The organism is Massilia sp. Mn16-1_5 (assembly GCF_004798585.1).
GTDB lineage: Bacteria > Pseudomonadota > Gammaproteobacteria > Burkholderiales > Burkholderiaceae_D > Telluria.
In genome coordinates this window covers 149,471-173,010 of sequence record NZ_PPXQ01000007.1, presented here as the reverse complement: position 1 = coordinate 173,010, position 23,540 = coordinate 149,471, and the positions used below count along the sequence as shown (strand labels likewise).

Below are 23,540 nucleotides of genomic sequence, written 5' to 3'. Positions count from 1 at the left end.
GCGGGCGCGCCGGAACGCACGCGCCGTGCGTGAAAGTGTGGTGCCGGGGTTACCGCGGCGCTTTATAGCCGTTCTCGATCCAGCTCTGCGCCGAGGCCGGCGTCAGCTTGAAACTCGCGGCCACGCGCACCTGCGCCAGCTGCTCGCCCATCTCGTCGATGGCGGTCAGCAAGGCGTATGGATCGTCGTCGTCCGGCTTGATGTCGAGCGTGACCTTCAGCTCGCTGCCTTCCCACCACACCACCGTGCTTTTATGCAGCATCGCATGCAGGTGCTGCTCGTGGCGGCGGATGACTTCCGACGCCGTCTTGATCAGCGTATTGAAGGCGTTGACGTCGAGCGGCTTCGGGTTCTTCTTGTCGCGGCCCATGGTCCACGGACCGACCAGCGCCGGCTCCGGTTCGCCATCCTTGTACATCGCGACGGCCCAGCCCTCGTCATCTTCGTTCTTGATCACGCGTGCGGTCCAGCCATTGCCTTGCCACAGGCGCGCTTCCTGCACCGGGGCATCGTTGTCGCCCGATTCCAGGTCGGTTACGTCGTCGTTCATCGCTCGCTTGTTCCTTCTATGAGGCTATCGCCCAAAGGTAAGATTTTAGAGGAACAAGAGAGGCGATGCGATAGCAAACGGACAAGAATCCGCCTATTCATTTGCACAAATGTTTCCCGCACTGCGCGGAGGCTACATGCGCATGCCGGGCAGGCCGGGCGGACGCACCGGCGGTGGCGGTGGCGTGCGGAACGGGTCGATGATGCGCTCTTTCGGCGCTTCCCGATTGAATGGGTTGATGATGATGGGCGGGATGGTAGGCGGAGCCGACGGCGGCCCCTTCGGTCCTCCACCCAGCCAGGCTGGCGGCGGCGCGCTGCGGTGCGCCTTCATCGTTGAACTGACGACAGGCATGGGGTCCCTCCTACAACAGAGCAGGCTGTCAGTATAGGCGGCGATCCGCGCATTGCAAGGTCGGAAAACATCTGCATTCGTCGGCCCTGGCTGCGCTCCGGCCCGCCGAAAATGCCGCTCGTCGCAGACGGCTCGCCCGCGACCTCGTTCATGCCTACAGTAAAGCCAATCCCACTCCACGCATCTCCACTCCTTCGAGGAAAACGCCATGAAAAAGATCGTCCCCTATCTCGTCCTGTTCCTGTGCGCGCTGCTGCTGTGGGACCTGCTGTTCACCTTCGGCGACGCGACCTTCCACATCGATGGAGAGGAAGTCGGCGGTCCGCTCGGCGCCGCGCTCGGCATCCTGTTCGCGGGCGGCGGCACGCTGATCGGCCTGTTCGTGGCACTGGTCGTGGGCGCGGTGCTGGCGGTGGTGTTCGCCGGCGTCGGCATCGTCGTGATCGGCGCACTGGCGATTGCCGGCCTGGCCGTGGCGGCTGCGATCGTGCCCTTCCTGCTGCCGCTGCTGCTGCCGCTGGCCCTGATCTGGTACCTGGTCAGCCGGGCACGCCGCAACCGCGCCGTGGCGAAGGTCGCAGTTTAAGCAGTCTTTTCCGCCGCGAACTGCGCATAGCCCCTGGCCCGCAGTTCGCAAGCCGGGCAAGTGCCGCAGCCATAACCCCAGTCGTGGCGGGCGCCGCGCTCGCCGAGATAGCAGGTGTGGGTCTCGAAGCGCACCAGGTCCACCAGCGGCTGCCCGCCGGCCTGCTCGGCCAGCTCCCAGGTCTGCTTCTTGTCGATCCACATCAGCGGCGTCTCGACTTTCAATCTCGTCGCCATGCCCAGGTTCAGGGCTACCTGCAGCGCCTTCATCGTGTCGTCACGGCAATCCGGATAGCCGGAGAAATCGGTCTCGCACATGCCGCCCACCAGCACCGTCAGGCCGCGCCGGTAAGCCACCGTCGCTGCCACCGTCATGAACAGCAGATTGCGGCCGGGCACGAAGGTATTCGGCAAGCCGTTGGCCTGCATTTCGATGGCAACATTGCTGGTCAGCGCAGTATCGGAAATCCGCGAGATCAGCGACAGATCGATCATGTGGTCCTCGCCCAGGCGCGCATTCCACTCGGGCGACAGTTCGCGCAATTTGGCGAGCACGGTCGGCCGCACCTCCAGCTCGATCGCATGGCGCTGGCCATAATCGAAACCAATGGTTTCAACCCGTGGATAACGCTGCAGGGCCCAGGCCAGGCAGGTGGTCGAATCCTGTCCTCCACTGAAGAGAACGAGCGCGGTATCGGGAGCGTGCATGTGTCGTATTTTTGGTAGTTAATCGTTCGCCGTCAATTTTGCAATTCCGCTAAGATGCGCTCAGCATTGATACTGAATACTGAGACGGAGACACATGGTTCCCGCAACATCCCACCGGACCGCACAGGCGGGGCCAAGGCAATCACGGATTTTGGCACAAATCATGCTGTCCGCGTATGCCGTACTGGGCGCGCAAGCCGCGTATGCCCAACAGGCACAAGGCATTAATTACACCGTGCGCATCGACGCACCCGGCAAACTCGACGACCTGCTCGAGGATAACCTCGACCTGCTGCGCTGGCGCGGCAATCCGCGCGTCGACCTCGAACAATTGCAGCGCCTGGTCAAGGCCGCGCCCGAGGAAGCGAGAACCCTGGTCGCCACCGAAGGCTATTATTCGCCCAAGATCAGCGCCGGCCTCGACACCAGTGGCGGCACGCCGGTGGCGCGCATCGTCGTCGATCCCGGCCAGCCGGTGCTGGTCAGCGACATCGACCTGGTGCTGCAGGGCTTCGTGTCCTTCGACCAGGGCGGCGCGCCCTATGACGCCGGAGCCCTGCGCAACCGCTGGTCGCTGCCGGTTGGCGCCCGTTTCGTCCAGGCCGACTGGGAAGCGGCCAAGCGCGATTTATTACGCGAAGTGATGCAGTCGCGCTTCCCGCGTGCCCAGCTGGTCGAGACCAGCGCCACCGTCGACCCGGATGCCTATCAAGCCTCGCTGCGCGTGGTGATCGACAGCGGTCCGGAAATGCGCTTCGGCGAGCTGCGCATTCGCGGCCTGAAGCGCTATCCGCGCGAGGTCATCACCAACCTGAACAAGATCAAGCCGGGCGACATCTACAGCGAAGCCGCGCTGCAGGCTTTACAGGCGCGCCTGCAGGAGACGGGCTACTTCGCCACCGTCGAGGTGAGCGCCGACATGCGCGCCGTGCTCAACGCCGAGATCCAGGAGTTGAAGGAAGACGACGAGGGCAATGCGCCCACCCCGGCCGCGCAGGCTGCCGCTACCGGCCAGGAAGCCGTGCCCGGCCAAGCCACGACCGGCGTCAAGCCGCCCACCGCGGCCGGCCCGACCATGCTGCCGGTGCTGGTGCGCGTCACCGAGAACAAGCAGAAGAACATCGAGGTCGGTCTCGGCTTTTCGACCAACACGGGCGGGCGCGCTTCGCTCGGCTACGACGACCTGAACGTGTTTGGCAAGCGCATGAAGAGCGACCTGGTCTACGAACAGAAGCACCAGCTGGCGCGCGCCGATTTCTACTGGCCCACCACGCCCGACGGCTACAACGACAGCGTCGGCGGCGGTTTCGAGCGCACCGACGTCCGTGGCGAGATCACGACCACCGCCAGCGTCAGCGGACGGCGCGCCTGGGGCACGCCGGAACTCGAACGCAGCCTCAGCATCGAGCTGCTCGCCGAAAAGCGCGAGGTCGAAAGCGCGGGCATCGACACCGAATACAGCAAGAGCATCCCCGTCACCTACAGCGTCACGCGCCGCAAACTCGACAACCTGCTGCAGCCGACGCGCGGCTATGCGCTCAACTGGCAGCTGGGCATTGCGCCGCTGCCGATCTTCACCGACGAAAAATTCATCCGCGCCTATACGCGCGGCGTGTACTACAAGCCGGTCGGCACCAGCGGCACCCTGATCCTGAAGGGCGAAGCCGGCGCCGTGTTCTCGAAGGACAAGATCGGCGTGCCGAGCACCTTCCTGTTCCGTGCCGGCGGTGACCAGTCGGTGCGCGGCTACGGCTACCAGCAGCTGGGCGTGCGCGAAGGCGACGCCATCGTCGGCGGACGCTACCTGCTCACCGGCGGCGCCGAATACCAGTACTGGTTCCGTCCACCATGGGGCGTGGCCTTCTTCGTCGACGCCGGTAATGCCGCCGACAAGTTCAAGGACTTGAAACCCGAATACGGCTACGGCGTCGGCGCGCGCTGGCGCAGCCCGGTCGGCCCGATCAACGTCGATATCGCCTACGGCCAGGCGGTGCGCAAGGCGCGCCTGCACTTCTCACTTGGATTCACGTTCTGATGGACGACCACAACACCACCCCTCCCCCGCCGGCCAAGGCGCCGGCGCCGAAAACCAGGCGCTGGCCGCGCCGCGTCGCCATCGGCCTCGTGGCGACCGGCGTCGTCGTCGGCGGCGCCCTCTGGTACCTGGGCCGCGAAACGACGCTGCAGATGATCGCCGAACGCGCTGCACGCGCGACCGACGGCAAGCTGACGATGACCGGTGTGCGCGGCTCGATCTACGGCGACATGCACATCGACCGCATCGTCTGGCGCACCGAGACCCAGCTGGCCACCGTCACCAACATCGACCTGTCCTGGTCGCCGCGCCAGCTGCTCTCGAAAGGCATCGAGATCAACAAGCTGCATGCGGCCGACCTGCGCATGGAGACCCTGAAGGAAACCGACGAACCGGCCACGATGCCGAACTCGCTCGCCGCCCCTTTCCGGATCGCGCTCGACGATGCGCGCCTGGCGAAAGCGACCTTCGTGAACAAGGGCGCCAGCACCGTGATTACCGACGTGCGCATGCGCCTGCATGGCGACAAGGTACAGTGGCAGCTGAGCGATGCGGTGGCCACTACCCCGTGGGGCAAGGTGGCGGCCGACGGCAAGATCGCGGCGACGAAGCCTTTTAAACTGGACGCGAATGCCAGCCTGTCGCAAGCGACAGTCGGCCCCGGCGCCACGCCGGCGGCGCTGAAACTGCGCGCCGGCGGCGACCTGAATCTGACGACCCTGGACGCCACCGGCAATGCCGGCCGCGCCGGCGGCGATGCGCGCCTGACCTTATCCCCGTTTGCCGAGATCCCGCTGCGCACGATGGACCTCAAGGCGCACAACATCGATCCGGGCTTCTTCAATCCTTCGCTGCCGACGGCCGACCTGAGCCTGACGATCGCGGCCAAGCTCGACGACAAGCGCGCCATCGCCGGCAGTGTCAACCTGGTCAACGAGGGGCCGGAAGGCACGATCGACCAGCAACGCCTGCCGCTGCGCGCTTTCCGCGGCCAGCTGGGCGGCAACCTGGAATCGATGCGCCTGGCCGACGTGCTGCTCGACTTCGGCGCCGCCGGCCGGTTTACCGGCAGCGGCAGCGTGCAGCGCGGCGAAGACACCGAGGGTCTCGGCACCGCCAATTTCGCCCTGCACACCGACCGCTTCGATTTGAAGGGCATCCATGGCAGCATGAAGCCGACGAAGATCGCCGGCGACATCGCGGTGGCGAATGTCGATCAGGTACAGTCGCTCGACGTGCGCCTGGTCGAGAGCGGCCTGCGCCTGACGGCCAAGGCGAAGCTCGAGAACAACGTGGTGGATGTCTCCGAAGCGCGCCTGCTGGCCGGCAGCGGCAGCGTCGCCCTGAGCGGCAACATGAAGCTGGGCGAGGACAAAGCCTTCAAGGTCAACGCCAGCGCCAGCCGCTTCAATCCGGCCGCGCTGGGCGACTATCCGCAAGCCGACATCAATGCCGTGGTCAATGCCAGTGGCGTGCTGGCACCAACGTGGAAGGTCAATACCGATTTCGCGCTGCGTCCGAGCCGGCTGTTCGACCAGCCGCTGTCGGGTAAAGGCAAGCTCACGGCCGACGCCAAGCACGTCAGCGGCGTCGACGCCAACCTGGCCCTGGGCCAGAACACGGTCAACCTGAACGGCGCCTTCGGCGCGCCGGGCGAACGCCTGGCCTGGCGCGTGGAAGGCCGCAACCTGGCCACCCTGCGCGCCGACCTGTACGGCGCGGTGAATGCCAACGGTGTCGTCACCGGCACCATGGCCAATCCGCGCACGACCTTCGTGGCCGACGCCAACGGCCTGGGCTGGGTCGCCGCCCAGCGCAAGGCCAACACCAGCAACCTGCATGTCAGCGGCGAAGCCTGGCTGGCCGGCGCCGAAGGTGCGCGCTTCGTCGAGGCCAAGGGCAGCGGCAACATGGCGCGCTTCAATCCAGCCGCATTCGGCAGCCCGCTGCCCGGTTCGATCAACGGCGCTTTTGACGCCAGCGGCCGCTCCGGCGCCGACTGGCGCGGGGCCCTGAACCTGAAGCTGGAAGAATCGACGCTGGCAAAGTCGCCGCTGTGGGGCTATGCGCGCCTGGCGGCGGATAAACGCCACGTGTCGGGCGCGGACGTCGACCTGCACGTGGGCGCCAACGTGATCGCGGCGAAAGGCAGCTTCGGCGCCGGCGGCGACCGTCTCGACTGGCGCATCGACGCGCCCCAGCTGGGCGCGCTCGGTCCCGACTACGCTGGCCTGCTGCGCGGCGCCGGTACGGTCAGCGGCACGATGGACACGCCTTCGCTCACCGCGAATCTCGAAGGCCAGAACCTGCGCCTGCTCGGCAAGCACAGCCTGAAGTCGCTGCGCGCCAGCGCCAATCTCGGCGCGGGCCGCGGCGGCGCCGATCCCCTGGTCAGCGATATCCAGGTTGTGGAATTGACCAGCGGCGAGACGCGCATTGCCGCCGCCAGCCTGCAGACCAACGGCACGCGCGCCGCGCACACCCTGCGCGCCGCCGCCCGCGGCGACGATTTCGATGCCTCCACCGAAGTACGCGGCGGCTGGAGCGGCAACGCCTGGGCCGGCACGCTGGCCTCCCTGCAGAACAAGGGCCGCTATGCGATGACCCTGGCGCAACCGGTCCCGCTGCGTATCGGCGTGGCGCCTAGCGCCGGCGTGGCGGGCCTAGCCAAACCGGAATCGCTGGCGTTTAATGGCGCCGTGATCCGTCTGCCGGCGGGGACGGTCCGGATCGACCAGCTGACCAAGACCGGCGCGCGCTGGAACAGCCGCGGCGCGGCGGCCGGCGTGCCCTTGAACTACCTCGGCCAGTTCTCCGAAGCGCTGCGCGAAAACGTGCAGGGCAACCTGACGCTCGGCGCCGACTGGGCGCTCGACCTGCGCACCGCCACAAGCACCGGCGGCGTCCCAAGCCTGGCCGGCAGCGTGCACGTGTTCCGCGAAGGCGGCGATGCCCTGGTCGGCTCCGGCACCCCGGTCGCGCTCGGCCTGCGCACCTTCGATGCGCGCGCCGACGTGCAGGGCAGCTCGCTGCGCACCCAGCTGACCATCGACGGCAGCCGCACCGGCACCGCGCGCGTGGATGGCACGGTGCAGATGCTCAAAGGCCGCATCGACCGCGACAGCCCGCTGCGCATGACGGCGAATGCCGACATGGCCTCGATCGCCTGGCTCGCGCCCTTCGCCGGCCAGCGCGACCTCGACCTGGACGGCAGCCTGAAACTCGCCGTGACCGGCGCCGGCACCATCGGCACTCCGGTCCTGAACGGCACCGTCAACGGCGACGGCCTGTCGGTGCGCTGGCCGGAACAGGGCGTGCGCCTGCAGAACGGCCAGCTGCGCGCCCAGCTCGCGGGTGACCGCCTGGTGCTGCAACGGCTTTATCTGCAGGGCCTGCAGGGCAGCGCCACCGCCGACGGCTCGATCCGCTTCGGCGCGGGCGACCCGGCGATGCAGCTGAACCTGGTGGCGGACAAACTGGAAGCGCTGTCGCGTCCGGACCGCACCGTGATCCTCTCGGGTAATGCGGCGCTGGTGCGCGATGCGACCCGCTTCTCGCTGGAAGGCCGCGTCAACGTCGACCGCGCGCTGATCGAGTTCGCGCCCCAGGGCCGGCCGACGATCTCCGACGACGTCATCGTGCTCGGCCGCGGCAAGCCGATGCCGCCGCAGAAGAAGGAAGCCGAAGTGCCGCTGGTCGTGGACCTGCGCGCCGACCTGGGCGACAACTTCCACCTGCGCGGCCTCGGCATCGACGCCATGCTGGAAGGCAGCGCCCGCGTGCGCATGACGGGCAGCGGCGCGCCGCGCGTGAACGGCACCATCCGCGTCGCCAGCGGCAACTACGCGGCCTATGGCCAGAAGCTGGCGATCGAGCGCGGCGTGATCACCTTCAGCGGCCCCTACGACAACCCGGCCCTCGACGTGCTCGCGCTGCGCAAGCAGCCCGAGGGCACGCAGCTGAGCGAGACGAATGTGGAAGCCGGCGTGCAGGTGCGTGGCACGGCGCGTTCGCCGCAAGCGAAGCTGGTGTCGACGCCGAACGTGCCCGACAGCGAGAAGCTGTCCTGGCTGGTGCTCGGCCACGGCATGGAGGGCACCAGCGGCAACGAGAAGGACGTGCTGAGCGCCGCGGCCGGCGCCCTGCTGGGCGGCAAAGGCGGCACCGGCGGCATCCAATCGAAACTGGCCAATTCGCTCGGCGTGGACGAACTCGGCATCGGCCAGGGCCGCAACGGCGAGGCCGAAGGGCTGGCCAACACGGTGGTCACGGTCGGCAAGCGGATTTCCTCGCGCGCCTACATCAGCTTCGAGCAGGGCGCGACGACGGCGTCGAGCCTGGTGCGCCTGCGCTATAAACTGACGCCGAGGTTCACGCTGCAGTTCCAGGCGGGGACGAATACGGCGCTCGATGTGCTGTATGCATGGGCCTTCGATTAGGTTCCGGTAACAAAGAAGAGGTCCCCGCGGGGACCTCTTTTACTTTCAATGCAGGCTCGGTTTCGGGTCCGGCACCGGCTCCTCGTTGGCCGGCGTGTGCGCCGGCGCGTGGTGCGGATGGTGCGGGGCGTCGAAAGGCTCCGGCAACGGCTCGTCGGCCGGCACGGGATCGGGTGCGCGGTGCAGGCGCACCGGGATGGGGATGGCTGCAAGCATGGTTCGGCTCTCCTGAATACGGTGTTGTCACCTTACCATGACGCGCTTCTGTCCGACGCCCGGTTACAATGCCGGCTTCGACTCAACCAGTATTTCCGAACGCTAGATGACCATCACCACGCTCGCCCTGCTCCTGCTGACGCCGATCCTCGTCTGGCGCATCTATTCGCGCCTGAAAACGCAGATGGCGCGCCAGCGCTCGATCGTCTCGCGCCACTACACGGGCGTGCTGGTGTTCGCCGGGATGATCCTGGTGTCGCTGTCGGAAGTCTTCAACCGGCCGTACGCGCTTGGGGCACTGGCGGCCGGCACGGCGCTCGGTGTGTTCTGGGGCGTCTTCGCCCTGAAGCGCACGGTCTACGAAGATACCGAAGGCGGTTACTTCTTCACACCGCCGATGCGCCTCGGGATCGTGATGGCCATGGTCCTGGTCGCGCGCGTGCTCTACCTCGGAGTCGAGATCTATGCGAGCCAGCAGGGCAACGTGCCGGCGCCGCGCTTTACTGACAGCCCGCTGACCATGCTGTGCGTGGGGCTGACCGCGGCCTACTTTGCGGCCTATTCGGTGGGGCTGCTGCTGTGGCGGCGGCGCCTGCGCCAGGCGATCGAAAAGGCGTAATCGCTTCGCATGCGTTTGGTGGGCCCGGGGCGCCCACCCTACGTCTGCTTGCGGTGTAGGGTGGGCGCCCCGGGCCCACCAAGCGTATGAATCCAGAAACGTAGGGCGGCTCTCCGAGCCCACGCGGTGATATGTACCCCCAAGATCGTCGAGCGCGACATTGGAGCCGGTACGTATCACGCGTGGGCACAAGGGCTGGCAGCATAGATTCCGCCTCAATCCCGGGGCAGCATGAAGCCCGCGAAGAAATCGGCCAGGGCCTGGTGCGCATCGAGCGGCAACACCTGCGCCACGTACTGGTCGGGGCGCACCACCACCAGCGTCCCCTGATCCCGGTCGACGCCGCGCAGGTCGTAGATGTCGGGGCCGTGCTTGAGCCGCGCGCTGAAGACCTTTTCGTAGTCGTGCAGGCCGTAGCGCCCCTTGCGCGGCCATAGCAGGGCCGGCATGCTGCCGGTCTCCAGCTCGGCGTGCGCTTGCTGGAACACGGCGCGCAGGTCGAACACGGCGTCCGGATCCTGGCCCGCGGCCGTGTACCTGCGCACCGGCGAATCGGGCGCCTCCTCGAGAAAGCGGCACAGTGCGCGCACGCCTTCGTCGTCCCTTCCGGCGAAGGCATACAGGCGCCAGCGTCCGTCGGCCTTGCCCGCATGTCCCAGCTGGACCACTTTCGCATCGCTGATGCGCAGCACCTCGGCCGAATGGAAACGCGTGCCGACGGCGAAGCCGCTGGCCAGCCCCTGGTGGCTGTCGTCGCCGCAGAGCAGCGAGGGACGATATTGCGTGCCCACGCCTGCCGTATAGCGCAGGTGCTGCTCGAAATAACGCTGGAACTCCTTCGGGTCCAGGCCGGCACCCTGACCGTCGGCGGGCTTTTCGCTGATCATCCGTGACCATTCGCTGTCGAAGTCGATCAGCTGCTTGCCCACCGCCTGGCGCTCGGCGTTATAGCTGTGCAGCAGCGCGGGCGGGCATTGCCCACGCAGGACGGCGGCCAGCTTCCAGCCCAGGTTGAAGGCATCCTGCATCGAGCAGTTCATGCCCTGCCCGGCCTTCGGGCTGTGCGTGTGGCAGGCGTCGCCGGCGATGAAGACGCGCGGCGGCCTGCTTTCCTCCTCTCCTGCCGCCACGTCGTCGTACTTGTCGCAGATGCGCTGGCCGATCTCGTACACCGACCACCAGGCCACTTCCTTCACATCCAGCTGGTAGGGGTAAAAGATGCGCTGCGCCGCCGCGATCAGCTGCTCGGCCGTGATCTGGCGCTGCGCCACCCGCTCGTCCTCGCCCAGCTTGTCCATCTCGACGTAAAGCCGCGTGAGGTAGCCGCCCTCGCGCGGAATGATGAGGATACTGCCCGCTTCGGACTGAATGGCGACCTTGTAGCGGATGTCGGGGAAGTCCGTCACCGCCAGCACGTCCATCACGCCCCAGGCCTGGTGCGCGGCTTCCCCTTTCAACTCGCGCCCGATGGCGGCGCGCGTGGCGCTGCGGGCGCCGTCGCAGCCGACCACATAGCGCGCACGCACGCTCTCGCGCTGGCCCGCATGGTCCAGGCTCACCGTCACCGGATAGTCGGCAGCCGCCTCGTCCACCTCCACATTAAGGAGCTTGCGCGAATAATGCGGCGCCAATCGGCTGGGCGAATTACGCATCGTCTCGAGATAGAAATCGTGGACCCGCGCCTGGTTCAGGACCACGTGCGGAAACTCGGACAGGCCGTCCTCGGTATCCTGCACGCGGCCATGGCGCGTGATGTTCCGCGGGTTCTGCTCGTCCGGCTTCCAGAAGGTCACCTCGTTGATCCAGCACGATTCCTGCAGCACGCGGCCGGCGAAATCGAAGGCTTCGAACATTTCCATCGTGCGGCAGGCGATGCCGTCGGCCTGCCCCTTCTCCAGCGGTCCCGCCTTCTGCTCGACGATCGCCGTGCGAATCTCCGGGAAGGCGGCCAGCTGCGCCGCCAGCGTCAGGCCGGCCGGGCCGCAGCCGACGATGAGCACGTCGACCTGTGCCGGTAGGGCATCACGGTGCGGCAGGGCCAGCGGCGAGACGGGATGAAGCTGCGGGTCGCCGGGGCGAAATCCGTCGAGATGGAATTGCATGATGGTCTGCTTTCAAAAATGTGCTCAAAAATGAGCATCGTTTTGTTCCTGCCCCGAGCCGTCCTGCTGACCGTGCTCGTGCCTGACAGGCGTGACTTTCCCGCCTCCCGCCGACCCTATGTCGGCGGCAGTGCCCGGCGTTGCCGCCAGGCTCGCCACGGGTAGCGCAGACTGCGCCGCGAAGGCGCCGGTTGCGAGCCGTTGTAAATTGATCGCCGCGTTCACGTCGCGGTCGTGCTGCGCGCCGCAGTGGTCGCAGGTCCAGGTGCGCTCACCCAGCATCAAGCCGCCATGGCGAATACCGCAGCGCGAACATAGCTTGCTCGACGGGTACCAGCGGTCGGCCAGCACCAGCGTCGTACCGTAACGTGTGGCCTTGTACTGGAGCTGACGCCGAAATTCATAAAAGCCGACATCGGCAATCGCACGCGCCAGCCGGGCGTTCGCCAGCATGCCGCTCACGTTCAAGTCCTCGATCACTACCGATTGGTTTTCGCGGCAGAGACGGGTCGTAAGCTTGTGTATGAAATCCTTGCGCACGCAGGCGATGCGCGCGTGCAATCGAGCCAACGTACGCGCGCCCTTGGTCCGGTTTGCCGATACCGGCAGCCGGGTACCTTTTGGAATCCGACCTGATATGCCGGAGGCTACTTTGGCGGCTTTTACCTTGCGTGACTGGCGGCGGTTTCGGATGCGCAGGCGCCGCAGCGCTGCTTTCAACGGACGGGGGGCATCAATCTTCTCGCCGCTGGATAAGGTAGCGGCAGTGCTAAGGCCAAGATCGACGCCTGTTACGCCATCGCCGCTTCGGTGCAAGAGCGCTACTTGCTCCGGTACCTCCACCTGCAGCGCCAGGAACCAATGATCCGCTTCCCGGCTGACGCTGGCTCCCATGATCTTGCCGGGCCAGCGCAGCGATTCGCGTAGCGGCACCGGCCCGACCTTGGGCAGCACGACGCACTTCCCGACCAGCCGCAATTTGTCGTTAGCGACGTAGAAGATGTCGCGGCAGCGCCCTTTCTTTTTAAATACGGGACGGTGGGCAGGTCGGTGCTCGCGTAACGCAGCGAAGTAACGGCCCCATGCCTTGGCAAGGTTGGCGAATGGTTGGGAATGGGCGTCGCGGTGGATGCTGCGCAGCCATGGCTGACCGTCGGCATTGAGCCAGTCGGGGTGGGCGTACTTGATGGCATTGAACTGCTTTTTCAGCGCCATCGCGTCGGGACGCTGGCCAGCAACCATCTGGCGCTGCCACTCGGCCAGAGCCCAGTTCCAGACGCGCCGTGCGGTACCTGCCGCGCGTGCAAAATAATCACGCTGCACAGGTGCCGGATCAAGCCGAATGCGGTGGGCCAGCAGCATGTCAACAAAGCGTTGCGGACAATGAACTGTTGGACCCGGTCTGTATCGGGCCGGTTCAGTCATTCCCGCTGGTGCGCACCTTGCGGATGCTTGCTCACATTTCTCCATGATTCTCAAGACTAGAGTGTAGCTCCTGATAGCTGCTGTCATGCCGCTACTGTGACGCAAAGGGAGTATGTTGAAAATGGATGGTTCTTGATTGCTATAATCAGGAATCCACATATTGGGCTGGCCATGAAGCGATTCGACCTGGAACTGCTGCTGGTGTTCGACGAGATTTTCAAGACGGGGAACGTGACCCGGGCCGCGCACAATCTCGGCCTGCCGCAGTCGAGCGTCAGCCTCGCCCTGGCCAAGCTGCGCGAGCATTTCAAGGACCAGCTGTTCAGCCGCACCGCCAAGGGCATGGTGCCCACGCCGCGCGCGCAGAACGCGATCGAGGACGTGCGCCGCGCGATCGCGGCCCTGCAGCACGCGCTGGCCGACCAGCCCGTGTTCGATCCCGCCGCCAGCACGCGGCGCTTTCGCATCTGCATGACCGACATCAGCGAGATCGTGCTGCTGCCGCGCATCCTCAACCACCTGCGTGCCATCGCCCCCGGCATCCATCTCGAGATCTCGCGCATTTCGCCCGACTCGCCAGGCGAACTGGCCGACGGCATCGTCGATCTCGCCGTCGGCTTCATGCCGCACCTGGAAGCCGGCTTCTACCAGCAAAAGCTGTTCGACCAGCACTTCGTCTGCCTGGTCGCGAAAACCCATCCGCGCGTGGGCGAGACGCTCACGGTCGACGCTTTGCGCCAGGAAGGACATGTGCGCGTGCGGACTTCCGGCACGGGTCACGCGATCGTCGACAAGATCCTGGCGCGCGAGGAGATCGAGCGCAACGTGGTGCTGAACCTGCCCAGCTTCCTGGGCGTGGCCTCGATCGTGGCCCAGACCGAGCTGCTGGCCATCGTCCCCGAGCGCTATGCACGGCTGGTGGCAGGCAGCGAAGCGGTGCGCTTCCTGCCGATCCCGGTGGAGCTGCCCAGTTACCAGGTCAAGCAGCACTGGCACGAGCGCTATCATGCCGACGTCTCGAACTGCTGGTTGCGCCAAATGGTGGCCGCGCTGTTCGCCGGCTAAGAGCGCCGGGGATTACTTCTTGCCCGGGTCCTTCTGGTTCGGGAACTGGTCGAATTCGACGTTGTACAGCTCGCCGTTGACCTTCTCGACCCGGCGCACGTATTCCGTCTGCACCACGTCGCGCGTGGCCGGGTCGAGCATGATCGGTCCGCGCGGGCTGGTCAGCTTCAGGCCCTTCAGGACCGCCATCGCCTTGTCGCCGTCGATGTCGCCCTTGAGCTTGCGCGCCACCTCATAGATCGCCGCCATGCCGTCGTAGCCGCCGACGGCCATGAAGTTGGGCCGGCCCGCGCCCGGATTCACGCTGGCGAAACTCTTGAGGAAGGCGGCGTTTTCAGGCGACTTGTGCGCCACCGAGTAATGAAAAGTGGTGATCACGCCCAGCGTCGCGTCGCCCATTGCCGGCAACAGGTGGTCGTCGGTCAGGTCGCCGGTGCCGATCACCTTGATGCCGGCTTCGGCCAGGCCGCGCTCGCGGTAGCCCTTCATGAAGGCGATCGTGTGCTCGCCGGGCGGCACGAAGACGAAGACCGCGTCCGGTTTGGCATCCTTGATGCGCTGGATGTAGGGCGCGAAGTCGGGATTTTTCAAGGGCACGCGGATCGTTTCGGGCACGGTGCCGCCGCCGGCGGTGAGCGTCTCCTTGAAAGCCGCTTCGGCATCGATGCCCGGCGCGTAGTCGGCGACCAGGGTGACGACCTTGCGGATCTTGTTCTTCAGCGCCCAGGTCGCCATCGGCGCGGAGCTTTGCGGCAGGGTCATCGACACCCGGGCGATGTAGTTCGACTTGGTCGTGATGACGGAACTGGCCGCGTTCATGATGATCATCGGCTTCTTCGACTGCTCGGCCAGTGGCGCGACGGCCAGCGCCTCGGGCGTCAGGCCGAAGCCGGCCAGGAAATCGACCTTCTCGCGCACCACCAGTTCCTGGGCCAGGCGCTTGGCGATTTCGGGCGCAGGGCCGGTGGTGTCGCGGATGACAATCTGCACCTTCTTGCCGGCGACCGTGGCGCCATGCTGGGCCATATAGGCCTTGATACCGCCTTCCATCTGCTTGCCGTAGTCGGCAAACGGTCCGGAGAAGGGAGCGATCAGGCCGACCTTGATCGTGTCCGCGGCTTGGGCGAGCATGGTGACGCCGAATGCGGCCGCTGCCAGGATGATCCTGGACGCTGCGTGTTTCATGTTTGTCTCCTTTTATATTGTGCACCTAGTGTGCACAAGTTCGCGGAGACTGCATACTTGCCCAAATTTGATTGGCGCAATCAGCTTTTCGAATAATGGTGAGGGTGGGACCATGAAAAAGCCGCGACGCGTGGAGTCAGGACTCCACCCTACGTATACTGCGTCTGGTGGGCTCGGGGCGCCCACCCTACACCGCGAGCAGACGTAGGGGTGGGCGAGGCCAATGGCCTCGCCCACGGTTTCACCGGGCGCCCCGGGCCCACCAAGCGTATGAATCCAGTTAGAGCCAGGGCAAACAACAACGGGACCCGCGGGTCCCGTTGCTTTACGCGGCTTGCGCCTCTTCCTTCCGGCGCTGCAGCACGAAGATCGGCTGCGCCCACTGCGTGTCCTTCTTCTTCTTGCTCGTGATGAGCGTCAGTTCCGAAGGGTCGTACACGTCGGTGTTGTGGGTCAGCGGCGTCGTCATCAGGTACTGGGCGTCGGTGTTCTTGAGGAACTCGCCGACCAGCTGGATGTTGCGGATGTCCAGGTGCGCGAAGGGTTCGTCGATGAACACGAAGCCGCCCGAGCCCTCTTCCGACTTCAGCAGCCCGATCAGCAGCACCAGCGACTTCATCACCTGCTGGCCGCCCGAGGCTTCGCCGTCGTTCATGCCGATCTGGTCCTTGCCGTCGAACTTGAAACGCACATGCAGGCCGGCCTGCGCCAGTTGCACGTCGTCGTTTTCGAGGCGTACCGGGTCGGCCTGCACGTCGATGCCGGCCAGCTCGCCCAGCTCCTTGATGTTCTTCGAATAGGTTTTAATGGTGTAGCGCAGGCGCTCGATGTAGGCGCCGCGCGCATTGCTGGTCGCTTCGATCGCGCGGTTGTTCTGGTAGCGGCGCTCTTCCGTCTCGACCTGGCGGCCAGCCAGCTGGTCGTTCAGGCGTGCGTACTGGTCGATCACGGTGGCGTCCAGTTCCCAGTCGTCGCGCGCCAGGGCGTGCTCGAGCGAGGAAATGCGCAGGTTGACCTGGTGCGCGTTCTGGTGCTGGGACACCAGCGCCGCACGGCGCGCCGCACGCTTCCAGGCGGCCGGGATGTTCTTCCAGCCGCGGCGCAGTTCCAGCAGCGCTTTCGCATGCTCGCTGCGCTGCTCGATCTGGCGGCGGCTGTTCAGGCGCAGGCCCGCTTCCGCTTCCGACAGCGCCATGCGCGCGTTCTGCCAGACGGTGTCGGCGCGCGTGCGCGCGACGGTCGCGTTCTTGGTCAGCGTCTGCAATTCTCCCAGGCGGGCGCCCACTTCCAGGCGCTCTGCGCGGATCGGCGCGATCGAACGCGCCGCTTCCTCGAACTCGGCCTGACGTGCCGCCAGCTCTTTCGCCGCGTCGACGCCGGCAATGCGCGCCTTCAGGCCGCCCACTTCGGCGGCCAGCTTGCTGATGGTGAGCGTCAGCGCGTCTTCCTTTGCTTCCAGCGCCGGCAGGGACTTCTGGATCGCCTCAAGACGCTGGGTCTTGCCGGCGGCGCCGAAGCGGTAGCGCGAAGGCTCGACGAACAGCGAGCGGCCGCCGCGGCGTTCGCGGTGGTAGGCGTCCGGCGTGATCCACTCGTCGCTGCCCGATTTGAAACCGGCATCGACGGAATCGACGCGGTCGATGCGCGCCAGCTGGTCGATCAGCCAGCCCGGCGCCGGGGCCGAGAAGTTCACCACCGACAGCAGGCTGTCGTCCTTCATCTTCGGCGCTTCGATGCAGTCCGGGACGATGAAGTGGCGATAGCGCTCCTTCTCCGCCAGGCGGTATGCCGCTGGCGCATCCTTGGCGCGTTCGAGCAGCACCACCGAGGCATAGCCGCCCAGCACGCCCTCGACCGCGCCCTGCCACTTCGGATCCGTCACTTCGACGATGTCCGACAGCATGGCGTGCGCAATACCCTCGTCGCGCAAGGCGCGGCGCATCAATCTCTGGGCTTCCGGTTCCGGCATCGCGCTCTTGCCCTGCAGCGCCGAGATGGTCGCCAGCTCGGCGGCGATCTTCGCGCCGAGCGCTTCGCGCGCGGCCTTCTGGCGCGCCAGTTCCGCTTCCTTTTCTTCCAGCTGGGTCGCCACTTCCGCCATGTCGGCGCCGGCTTCCGCCGCCAGCTTCTGCAGGCGTTCCTTCTGCTCGATCAGGTTTTCCAGCGGCTTGATGCGGCTGTTGATCTGCGTGAGGCGGCTGGCCAGCGCCGTGCCTTCCTGCTCGAGCAGGGTCTCCTGCTGCTGGGCTTCGGTCAGCGCGCGCTGCTGCGCGGCCAAGGCCTGGCGCTTCTCGCTCAGGACGCTGTCGACCTGCGCCAGGGGCTTACGCTGTTCGTGCAGGGCGCGGCTGATGTTCGCCGCTTTTTCGCGCGCCTCGTGGTATTCCAGGCTCGGCAGCACTTCTTCCTTGAGGTCGCGCCGCTCCTTGTGCAGGTCTTCCCACTGGTGGTAGTTGGCGACGCGCAGGCGCAGGCCCTCGAGGTTGATGCGCGAGGTTTCCAGTTCGGCCTCGAAGCGCTTCAGTTCCGTCTCGGTGTCGCGCTGGTGGCGCTTGGCTTCGTCGTAGGCGTCCAGCACCTCTTTATCGCCGAAGACCTGGAACACCAGGTCGAGCAGCTGGCGCGGCGCGTATTCGCACAGCTTATCCGTCTCGCCCTGCTCCAGGGCCAGCACCTTCGACATCGCCGGCGACAGGCCGGCCGATGCCAGGCGCTTGCGGTAGTTTTCGACGCCGAGCCAGTCGGTCGCTTCCGTCACTTCCTCGATGTCGACGTTCCCCGGACGCATCAGGTACTGGCGCTTCCAGTCGCCGCCGTTTTTCTGCACCTGGCAGAACAGCGTGACTTCGTCGTCGGCGAAAAAGCCGGAGTGGCGGAACGGACGGTTCGACAGCTGGCGGCCGACGGCCTTGTTGTCGACCACGGCGCGGATCCAGGCGCTCTGCTGGCCCGAGTGGCGCGCATAGTGTTTATAGGTGCGGCCCATCGAGCAGTCGAGGCCGAACAGGGTGCGCAGCGCGTCCAGCAGGGTCGTCTTGCCGGAGCCGTTCTGGCCGGCGATGGTGATGATCTTGGCGTCGAGCGGGATGTTCTTGATGCGCTGCCAGTAATCCCAGTGGACCAGCTCGAGTGATTTGATGTGGAACATAGTGTCTCAGTTCGATGGTTCGAGAGGTTCTACGGCGTCGGCATCGTTGGCCGCGTCGATCTTGCGCGGCACCGCCGCCAGCGGCGCGCGCTTGAACACGTCGGACAGGGCGCCGTTGATGATGCGCTCCTTGAGCACGTCGGTGTCCATCATCAAGTCCAGCAGCGGGCCTTCCAGGATCACGTCGCCGCGGCGTTCGATGAAGCCGAGTTTGGAGAGCTGGCCCAGGTTCATGTCCATGCGCGTCTTCTTGCCCAGCTTGTCGCCGAAGTCCGACAGCAGCGCCGTGTAGGAAATGCCGATCGAGGTGTCCTCGGCGCGCGGAATCGGGTTGTCCTTGTCGAACAGGTCGTTCTGGTCGTCGTCCACGGTGACGTGGGTTTCCTGGCGCTCGCGCTTGGGCAGGATGATCTGCGCCCACAGCACGACGAGTAAAGCCACGCCGTCGCGCGTGAGGCCGAAGTTATTGTTCTGCCAGATGTCCTTGGCGCCGAAGATCTTCGGTTCGACGTTGCGGTGCAAGGCGATCGTCACGTGGTCGGCGTACACGTTGTCGAGCAACTTGAGGCCGCATTCGAGCAGGCGCTTGTCCACTTCGGCGCGGAACTGGTCATCCGACAGCGCGCGCTTGACCATCTTGTCGTCGCGGCGCAGGGTCTGGTGCGTCAGCAGGCGCGCGATCAGGATTTGGGAATCGTCATTCATGGTCCGGGCCTAATTCCAGATTCAGTGAGAGGGTTGCAAACGACATGGCCGCGACTTCCGGGTCGTCCAGCTGGACCATTTCATCGGTCGGCTCGAAGCGGATCGGCAGGCGCGCCAGTTCGGCGGTCGCGCCCTGCAGGCTGGCCTCGGCGGCGTCGCCCAGCAGCGGCAGCAGCGAGGCGCGATACGAGGCGACGGCAAAGCCGGCAGGCAGCAGCGATTCGTGCAGCTGCACCTTCTTCGGCCCCGTCTCCGAGAACTCCGGGAAGTTGCCCAGGTTGGCGAAGTCGGCCAGCTTGTTGATCCAGTCGTCGAGTTCGGCCTGCATGGCCGGGTTGTCGTTGATGGTGAGGGGCGCATCCTCGCCGCTCGGCAGGCCTTTCGGGCCGGCGACGGCGACGCGCTCGGTCAGGAGTTCGGTTTCGGCCACGTCGATCATCTCGGCCGGCGTGCCGAACAGCGGCACCACCGGGCGGTCGATCGCGCCTTCGGCAAGGCTGGCCAGGTCCTCGTGGGCCAGCAGCCAGCGTTTCACGTCGGTGGTCGACAGGCCGGACTGGCCCAGGTGCACGCGCTGGCGTTCGATCTGGTTCAGGGCGCGCGAGAACATGCCCTGCATGTTGAGCAAGGCGCTCTGCGCGCGGCCGATCGCCTGCGCCGCCTTGTGGGTCGCGGCGTCCGCGCGTTCGTCCGAGGTGATCGCGCGCAGGATGACGGAGCCCTTTTCGACCCAGTCGCAGGCCATGTGCCACTTCGCCTGCGAATTGCGCAGCTTGAATTCGGAACCGGAGGCGATCGCGTCGCGGAATTCCTCGGTCAGCTCGATCAGGCGGCCCAGCAGGTGCTTCAATTGTTCGACCGTGACGCCGCCGACGGCCTGGGCGCCGGCCACCTGCGACAGCAGGAAGCCCATCTCGGCATCGTCTTCCTCTGGCTTGGCCAGGGCGATCAGGGTGTCCAGCGCGGACAGCACGTTGCGCGCCAGCGGCGTGATGCGGTAGACGGCGCTCGGCGCGTCCCAGGCCAGCAGGCCGTGCGAACGCAGGCGGTTCAGCACCGTTTCCAGGCTTTCCGGGATCAGGTAAGCCAGCTTCTGATTGATGTCGGCGCGCGAGAAGGCCGAGCTGCCGGTATCGGCCGCCAGTTCGCGCAGCACGAGCAGGCGCACCAGCACGCCGTCCTGGGTGCCGTGGAACAGGGCCGTGAACGCGGACAGCATGGGCTGTGCGCGTTTCAAATGGAACACCTGCTCGATTTCGTCCGGCGCGATGCCATTCTGGAAATGGGCGGCGAGCGGATCGAGCTCGTCGGGGATTACGCCATGGGATTCGGCGGCGAGGGCCGCGCCTGCCTGTATGTCGATCATGTGGGATACCAGTTTTGCGAGCGCGGAGGCGCGGGCGGCGTGTTGCCGGCCGGGATGTCCGCGGGGGCGCCAGTATAACAGTTCAGGACTGGCAATCAGGAGGGATGATGTTGCCCGTTGGCAGGAATGACACAGTTGGGCGTGTGGGGCTTGCAAATCGGTGGCGGTGCGGTTTCGAGTGCGCAGGCGTCGCGTACCGACGCGTGGACGGCATAGCCGTCCACCCTACAGCCAGCCTCATCGTAGGGTGGACAGGTCCCCCGTCCACGCGTCGATCGCCGCCAGGTGCATGCCGTAAACCGGCCAACAACGCTTATTTGCGGGTAATTTTAGTGACGGTCTGCTCGATCGTCTCGCGCTCGTCGTCGCGGAAGCGCAATTTCACCGGATACCACTCCTGCCCCGGCGCCAGCCAGATGTCGACGGATTCGCTCTTGCCATCCGCGCGCGGTTCGCGCGTCACCAATACCGTGTCGAGCTCGCCCATGCCGGTCTGGATCTTGTCGCGCTTGACCACCTTGAAGGTCCAGGGCTCGGCGTCGCGGCGCCCGGCGACGATGAAACTCCATTCGCTGCCCGGCTTGAACTTGCTTTCCCCCGCTGCGCGCGCCACCGCCGCCAGCTGCCAGGTGACCGAGGCGCGGTCCTGCTCGCCGCCTTTCAGGGCGTAGGGCTCCTTGGCGTCCGTGAACGTGATCGTTTTGCTATCGCGATCGAAAGTGGTCGTGGTAGCGTCCTTGCGGTAGCGCTTTTCGTAGAACTCGTCCGGCGCCAGGCCATAGCTGTCGATCGTGCCGCGGCTGCGGTATTCGGTCAGTTTGCCGATCAGCGGCACGCGCGCTTCCACATTGACCTCGTACTTGCCGTCATTATTGCCACTATTGCGCCAGGCGATCAGCGCCTCGCCCTTCAGGCCGAAACCGCGCTGCTGGGCATTCAGTTCATAGGACAGGTCGGCCGCCGGCGGCAGCTCGACCGCGCGTTTCACGGGCGCCGCTGCAAACGCATTCATGCCCAGCGCCAGCAGGACAGCCGCTGCCCCACTCTTCAGAAGATTGCTTCGCATTATCATTTTCCTGTATCGGTAAGGCCTATATTATTCACGGTTTGCGTGGTCACTGCACCGTTGGCTTCCGAATTGCGAATCTGCACCGGATACCAGCCCCGGCTCGGGGCCAGCCAGACGTCCAGGCGCGAGCGGTAGGAGCCCTCTTTCGGCGGGCGCGACAGGTGCACGGTCTGCAGCTTGCCGAGCCTGGTGTCGATCTCTTCCTGTCCGACCACGACGAAGCGGAACACGACGGCGTCGCGGTCCTCGCCGACCTGGATGTCGATGTCGCCGGAAAGCTGGCCCGGGTCGCCGCGCGCGATCGCCGCCAGCTGCAGCGGCACGCTGGCCTTGTCCTGGGCGCCCGGGGTCAAGGGCACGGTTTTTTGCGATGATGAGAAGGTGATCTTGTCGTGCGCCCAATCGAAGTGGGTGGCGGTGAGCGCCCTTCCTCTCCGCTTTTCCGTCATCTTCACGGGCGCGAAGCCGGTCGCCGCGAGCGCGCCCTCGCTGGTCAGCACGGCCAGGTTCACGCGCGTAAACACGATGCGGATGCCGGCCTCGAACTCGATCCGGTAGCTGTCGTCATTGAAGCGCCACATCAGCTGCGCCTCGCCGCTCCAGCGCGTGCCGTCTGGATCGACCCGGGCCACGTCCATCGTGATCGTCGCCGGCGGCGGCACGTCGACTTTATAACGGCGCGGCTCGGGCGCCGGGGGCGGCGGCGGCGCCGCGGGTGCCGGTGCCGGCGCAGGCGCAGACTCTGCCGCGGCAACGGCCACGGGTGCCGCTTCAGGGATGCCTTCCCCCGCGCCACCGGTGCCCGCCTCGCCCGGCGGCCCAACGGCGTCCTCGTTCAGCACCGGCGCATTGTCCTGCGACAGCTTCGGCAGGGGCGGAGGCGGCAGCGGAACCGGTTTCGGCAGCGGCAGCGCCACGGGCTCGACTGGCGGCGCCGGCGGCGTGCGCAGCAGCTCGGCCTGCATGAAGCTCAGGTCCTGCGCGGCAGGCATGCGCGGCAGCGACACCGTTCCCGAAATAAGGAAAAACAGTGCGATGTGCAGCAGGACGATCAGCGCACCGACCAGCACGGGGCGGCGCTGTCGCAAAATGGCATCGACAATACCCATGGTGCCTAGTGTACTCGCCCATGTGCACGCTTGCTGCTCAGCAGTGCCTGTCCGGCTTGGTACGCGTGTTATTTATCTGCTACGCTAGACCAATAATCAATGGAGACCATGATGCTGAAACCACCCTCGCAGAACGTTCCCGGCATGACCGATACGCTCGAGTTCGTAAAGAACCTCTGGGGCAGCATGGGCGTGCCCGGCGTCACCATGCCCGGCTCCGGCGCCGGCAGCCTGGGTACCCCCGCCCTCTCCGTGGAGGAACTCGACAAGCGTATTACCGACCTGAAAGCCGTCGAAAACTGGCTCAACCTGAACCTGTCGATGCTGCGCACCTCGATCCAGGCCCTGGAAGTGCAGCGCGGCACGCTCGCCACCCTGAAAACGATGAGCGAGAACATGGCGCAGGCCATGGGCCAGAAAGGCGAGCAGACCACCTCGCTGCCGCCCTTCGCCGCCTTCTTCAACGCCGCGGGCGTCCAGCAGGCGGGCACGCCGCCGGCCGACGGCGCCACGGCCGAGACCGTGATGCCGGCCGCCATGGCCTGGTGGAATTTGTTGCAAGAGCAGTTCCGTCAAGCCGTGGCCAGCGCGATGCCGGCCGACGGCAGTGGCAGCGCCGGCGACAAGAGCGCGGCGCCAGAAGCCGCTGCAAGCGCGGTACCCGACCCGGCCAAGCGTGCCACGACAGGGGGCGACACCGGCGGCACGCCCGGCACTTCCTCCCAGAAACCTTCCCGTACGAAATCCGACAAAGCGTAATCCGCAGGCAGGAAATCCCTCCTGCCGCGCCCATGTCTTGATTTGACGGGCATCACACCCGCCCCTGCCGTGCTGAACTTGACAGTGCGGCCGGGGCAGCC

The 23,540-nt window shown here is 66.1% G+C and carries 18 protein-coding genes; 6 read left to right on the top strand and 12 right to left on the bottom strand.

Going from position 1 to position 23,540, the window contains the following annotated elements:
• Positions 1–49: 49 nt before the first annotated feature.
• Both C2862_RS10415 and C2862_RS10410 read right to left on the bottom strand, forming a co-directional pair.
• Positions 50–550, bottom strand: a complete 501-nt coding sequence (locus C2862_RS10415) for a hypothetical protein (RefSeq protein ID WP_136220056.1) — start codon at positions 548–550, stop codon at positions 50–52.
• Positions 551–682: 132 nt separating this feature from the next.
• The gene (locus C2862_RS10410; RefSeq protein WP_136220055.1) at positions 683–904 is read right to left on the bottom strand and encodes a hypothetical protein; all 222 of its coding nucleotides are present in this window, start codon (positions 902–904) and stop codon (positions 683–685) included.
• A gap of 208 nt (positions 905–1,112) precedes the next feature.
• Here C2862_RS10410 and C2862_RS10405 point away from each other — a divergent pair, with 208 nt between their 5' ends.
• Entirely contained in the window at positions 1,113–1,490 is a 378-nt protein-coding gene (locus C2862_RS10405; protein WP_136220054.1) for a hypothetical protein, read from the top strand.
• On the opposite strand, the gene queC is transcribed toward C2862_RS10405, so the two are convergent.
• The gene (gene queC, locus C2862_RS10400) at positions 1,487–2,197 is read right to left on the bottom strand and encodes a 7-cyano-7-deazaguanine synthase QueC (RefSeq protein WP_136220053.1); all 711 of its coding nucleotides are present in this window, start codon (positions 2,195–2,197) and stop codon (positions 1,487–1,489) included. The two genes, C2862_RS10405 and queC, sit on opposite strands and share 4 nt — an antisense overlap.
• 163 nt (positions 2,198–2,360) lie before the next feature.
• Here queC and C2862_RS10395 point away from each other — a divergent pair, with 163 nt between their 5' ends.
• Positions 2,361–4,232: an autotransporter assembly complex family protein gene (locus C2862_RS10395; protein WP_229467364.1), complete on the top strand. Its 1,872-nt coding sequence runs from the start codon at positions 2,361–2,363 to the stop codon at positions 4,230–4,232.
• Positions 4,232–8,671: a translocation/assembly module TamB domain-containing protein gene (locus C2862_RS10390; RefSeq protein WP_136220051.1), complete on the top strand. Its 4,440-nt coding sequence runs from the start codon at positions 4,232–4,234 to the stop codon at positions 8,669–8,671. The genes C2862_RS10395 and C2862_RS10390 overlap by 1 nt, the downstream gene beginning before the upstream one ends.
• 45 nt (positions 8,672–8,716) lie before the next feature.
• Here C2862_RS10390 and C2862_RS25225 read toward each other — a convergent pair whose 3' ends face one another.
• A complete protein-coding gene (locus C2862_RS25225) occupies positions 8,717–8,887 on the bottom strand; it encodes a hypothetical protein (protein ID WP_168710037.1) in 171 nt (56 codons plus the stop codon).
• A gap of 106 nt (positions 8,888–8,993) precedes the next feature.
• Here C2862_RS25225 and C2862_RS10385 point away from each other — a divergent pair, with 106 nt between their 5' ends.
• Entirely contained in the window at positions 8,994–9,506 is a 513-nt protein-coding gene (locus C2862_RS10385; RefSeq protein ID WP_136220050.1) for a hypothetical protein, read from the top strand.
• A gap of 215 nt (positions 9,507–9,721) precedes the next feature.
• On the opposite strand, the gene C2862_RS10380 is transcribed toward C2862_RS10385, so the two are convergent.
• Together C2862_RS10380 and C2862_RS10375 are read right to left on the bottom strand one after the other, a co-directional pair.
• The gene (locus tag C2862_RS10380) at positions 9,722–11,608 is read right to left on the bottom strand and encodes an FAD-binding monooxygenase (protein WP_136220049.1); all 1,887 of its coding nucleotides are present in this window, start codon (positions 11,606–11,608) and stop codon (positions 9,722–9,724) included.
• A 24-nt stretch (positions 11,609–11,632) separates the two neighbouring features.
• Positions 11,633–12,970 (bottom strand): RNA-guided endonuclease TnpB family protein, encoded by a 1,338-nt coding sequence (locus tag C2862_RS10375; RefSeq protein WP_136220048.1) that lies wholly within the window; start codon positions 12,968–12,970, stop codon positions 11,633–11,635.
• Between the two features lie 234 nt (positions 12,971–13,204).
• Here C2862_RS10375 and C2862_RS10370 point away from each other — a divergent pair, with 234 nt between their 5' ends.
• Positions 13,205–14,098 carry a LysR family transcriptional regulator gene (locus C2862_RS10370; RefSeq protein ID WP_136220047.1) on the top strand — a complete coding sequence of 298 codons (894 nt, stop codon included), beginning with the start codon at positions 13,205–13,207 and terminating at the stop codon, positions 14,096–14,098.
• Between the two features lie 12 nt (positions 14,099–14,110).
• Here C2862_RS10370 and C2862_RS10365 read toward each other — a convergent pair whose 3' ends face one another.
• The 6 genes from C2862_RS10365 to C2862_RS10340 all read right to left on the bottom strand — a co-directional run bounded on the left by C2862_RS10365 (position 14,111) and on the right by C2862_RS10340 (position 22,680).
• A complete protein-coding gene (locus tag C2862_RS10365) occupies positions 14,111–15,283 on the bottom strand; it encodes an ABC transporter substrate-binding protein (RefSeq protein ID WP_136220046.1) in 1,173 nt (390 codons plus the stop codon).
• 325 nt (positions 15,284–15,608) lie between these two features.
• Positions 15,609–18,431: an ATP-binding protein gene (locus C2862_RS10360; protein ID WP_136220045.1), complete on the bottom strand. Its 2,823-nt coding sequence runs from the start codon at positions 18,429–18,431 to the stop codon at positions 15,609–15,611.
• A 6-nt stretch (positions 18,432–18,437) separates the two neighbouring features.
• Positions 18,438–19,136 (bottom strand): hypothetical protein, encoded by a 699-nt coding sequence (locus C2862_RS10355; protein ID WP_136220044.1) that lies wholly within the window; start codon positions 19,134–19,136, stop codon positions 18,438–18,440.
• Complete coding sequence (locus C2862_RS10350; RefSeq protein WP_210735944.1) at positions 19,129–20,502, bottom strand: hypothetical protein; 1,374 nt, start codon at positions 20,500–20,502, stop codon at positions 19,129–19,131. Before C2862_RS10350 ends, C2862_RS10355 begins: the two co-directional genes overlap by 8 nt.
• A gap of 313 nt (positions 20,503–20,815) precedes the next feature.
• Positions 20,816–21,568, bottom strand: a complete 753-nt coding sequence (locus C2862_RS10345) for a DUF3108 domain-containing protein (RefSeq protein ID WP_136220043.1) — start codon at positions 21,566–21,568, stop codon at positions 20,816–20,818.
• A gap of 2 nt (positions 21,569–21,570) precedes the next feature.
• The gene (locus C2862_RS10340; RefSeq protein WP_136220042.1) at positions 21,571–22,680 is read right to left on the bottom strand and encodes a DUF3108 domain-containing protein; all 1,110 of its coding nucleotides are present in this window, start codon (positions 22,678–22,680) and stop codon (positions 21,571–21,573) included.
• A 111-nt stretch (positions 22,681–22,791) separates the two neighbouring features.
• Here C2862_RS10340 and C2862_RS10335 point away from each other — a divergent pair, with 111 nt between their 5' ends.
• A complete protein-coding gene (locus C2862_RS10335) occupies positions 22,792–23,439 on the top strand; it encodes a PhaM family polyhydroxyalkanoate granule multifunctional regulatory protein (RefSeq protein WP_136220041.1) in 648 nt (215 codons plus the stop codon).
• The last annotated feature ends 101 nt before the right edge of the window (positions 23,440–23,540 follow it).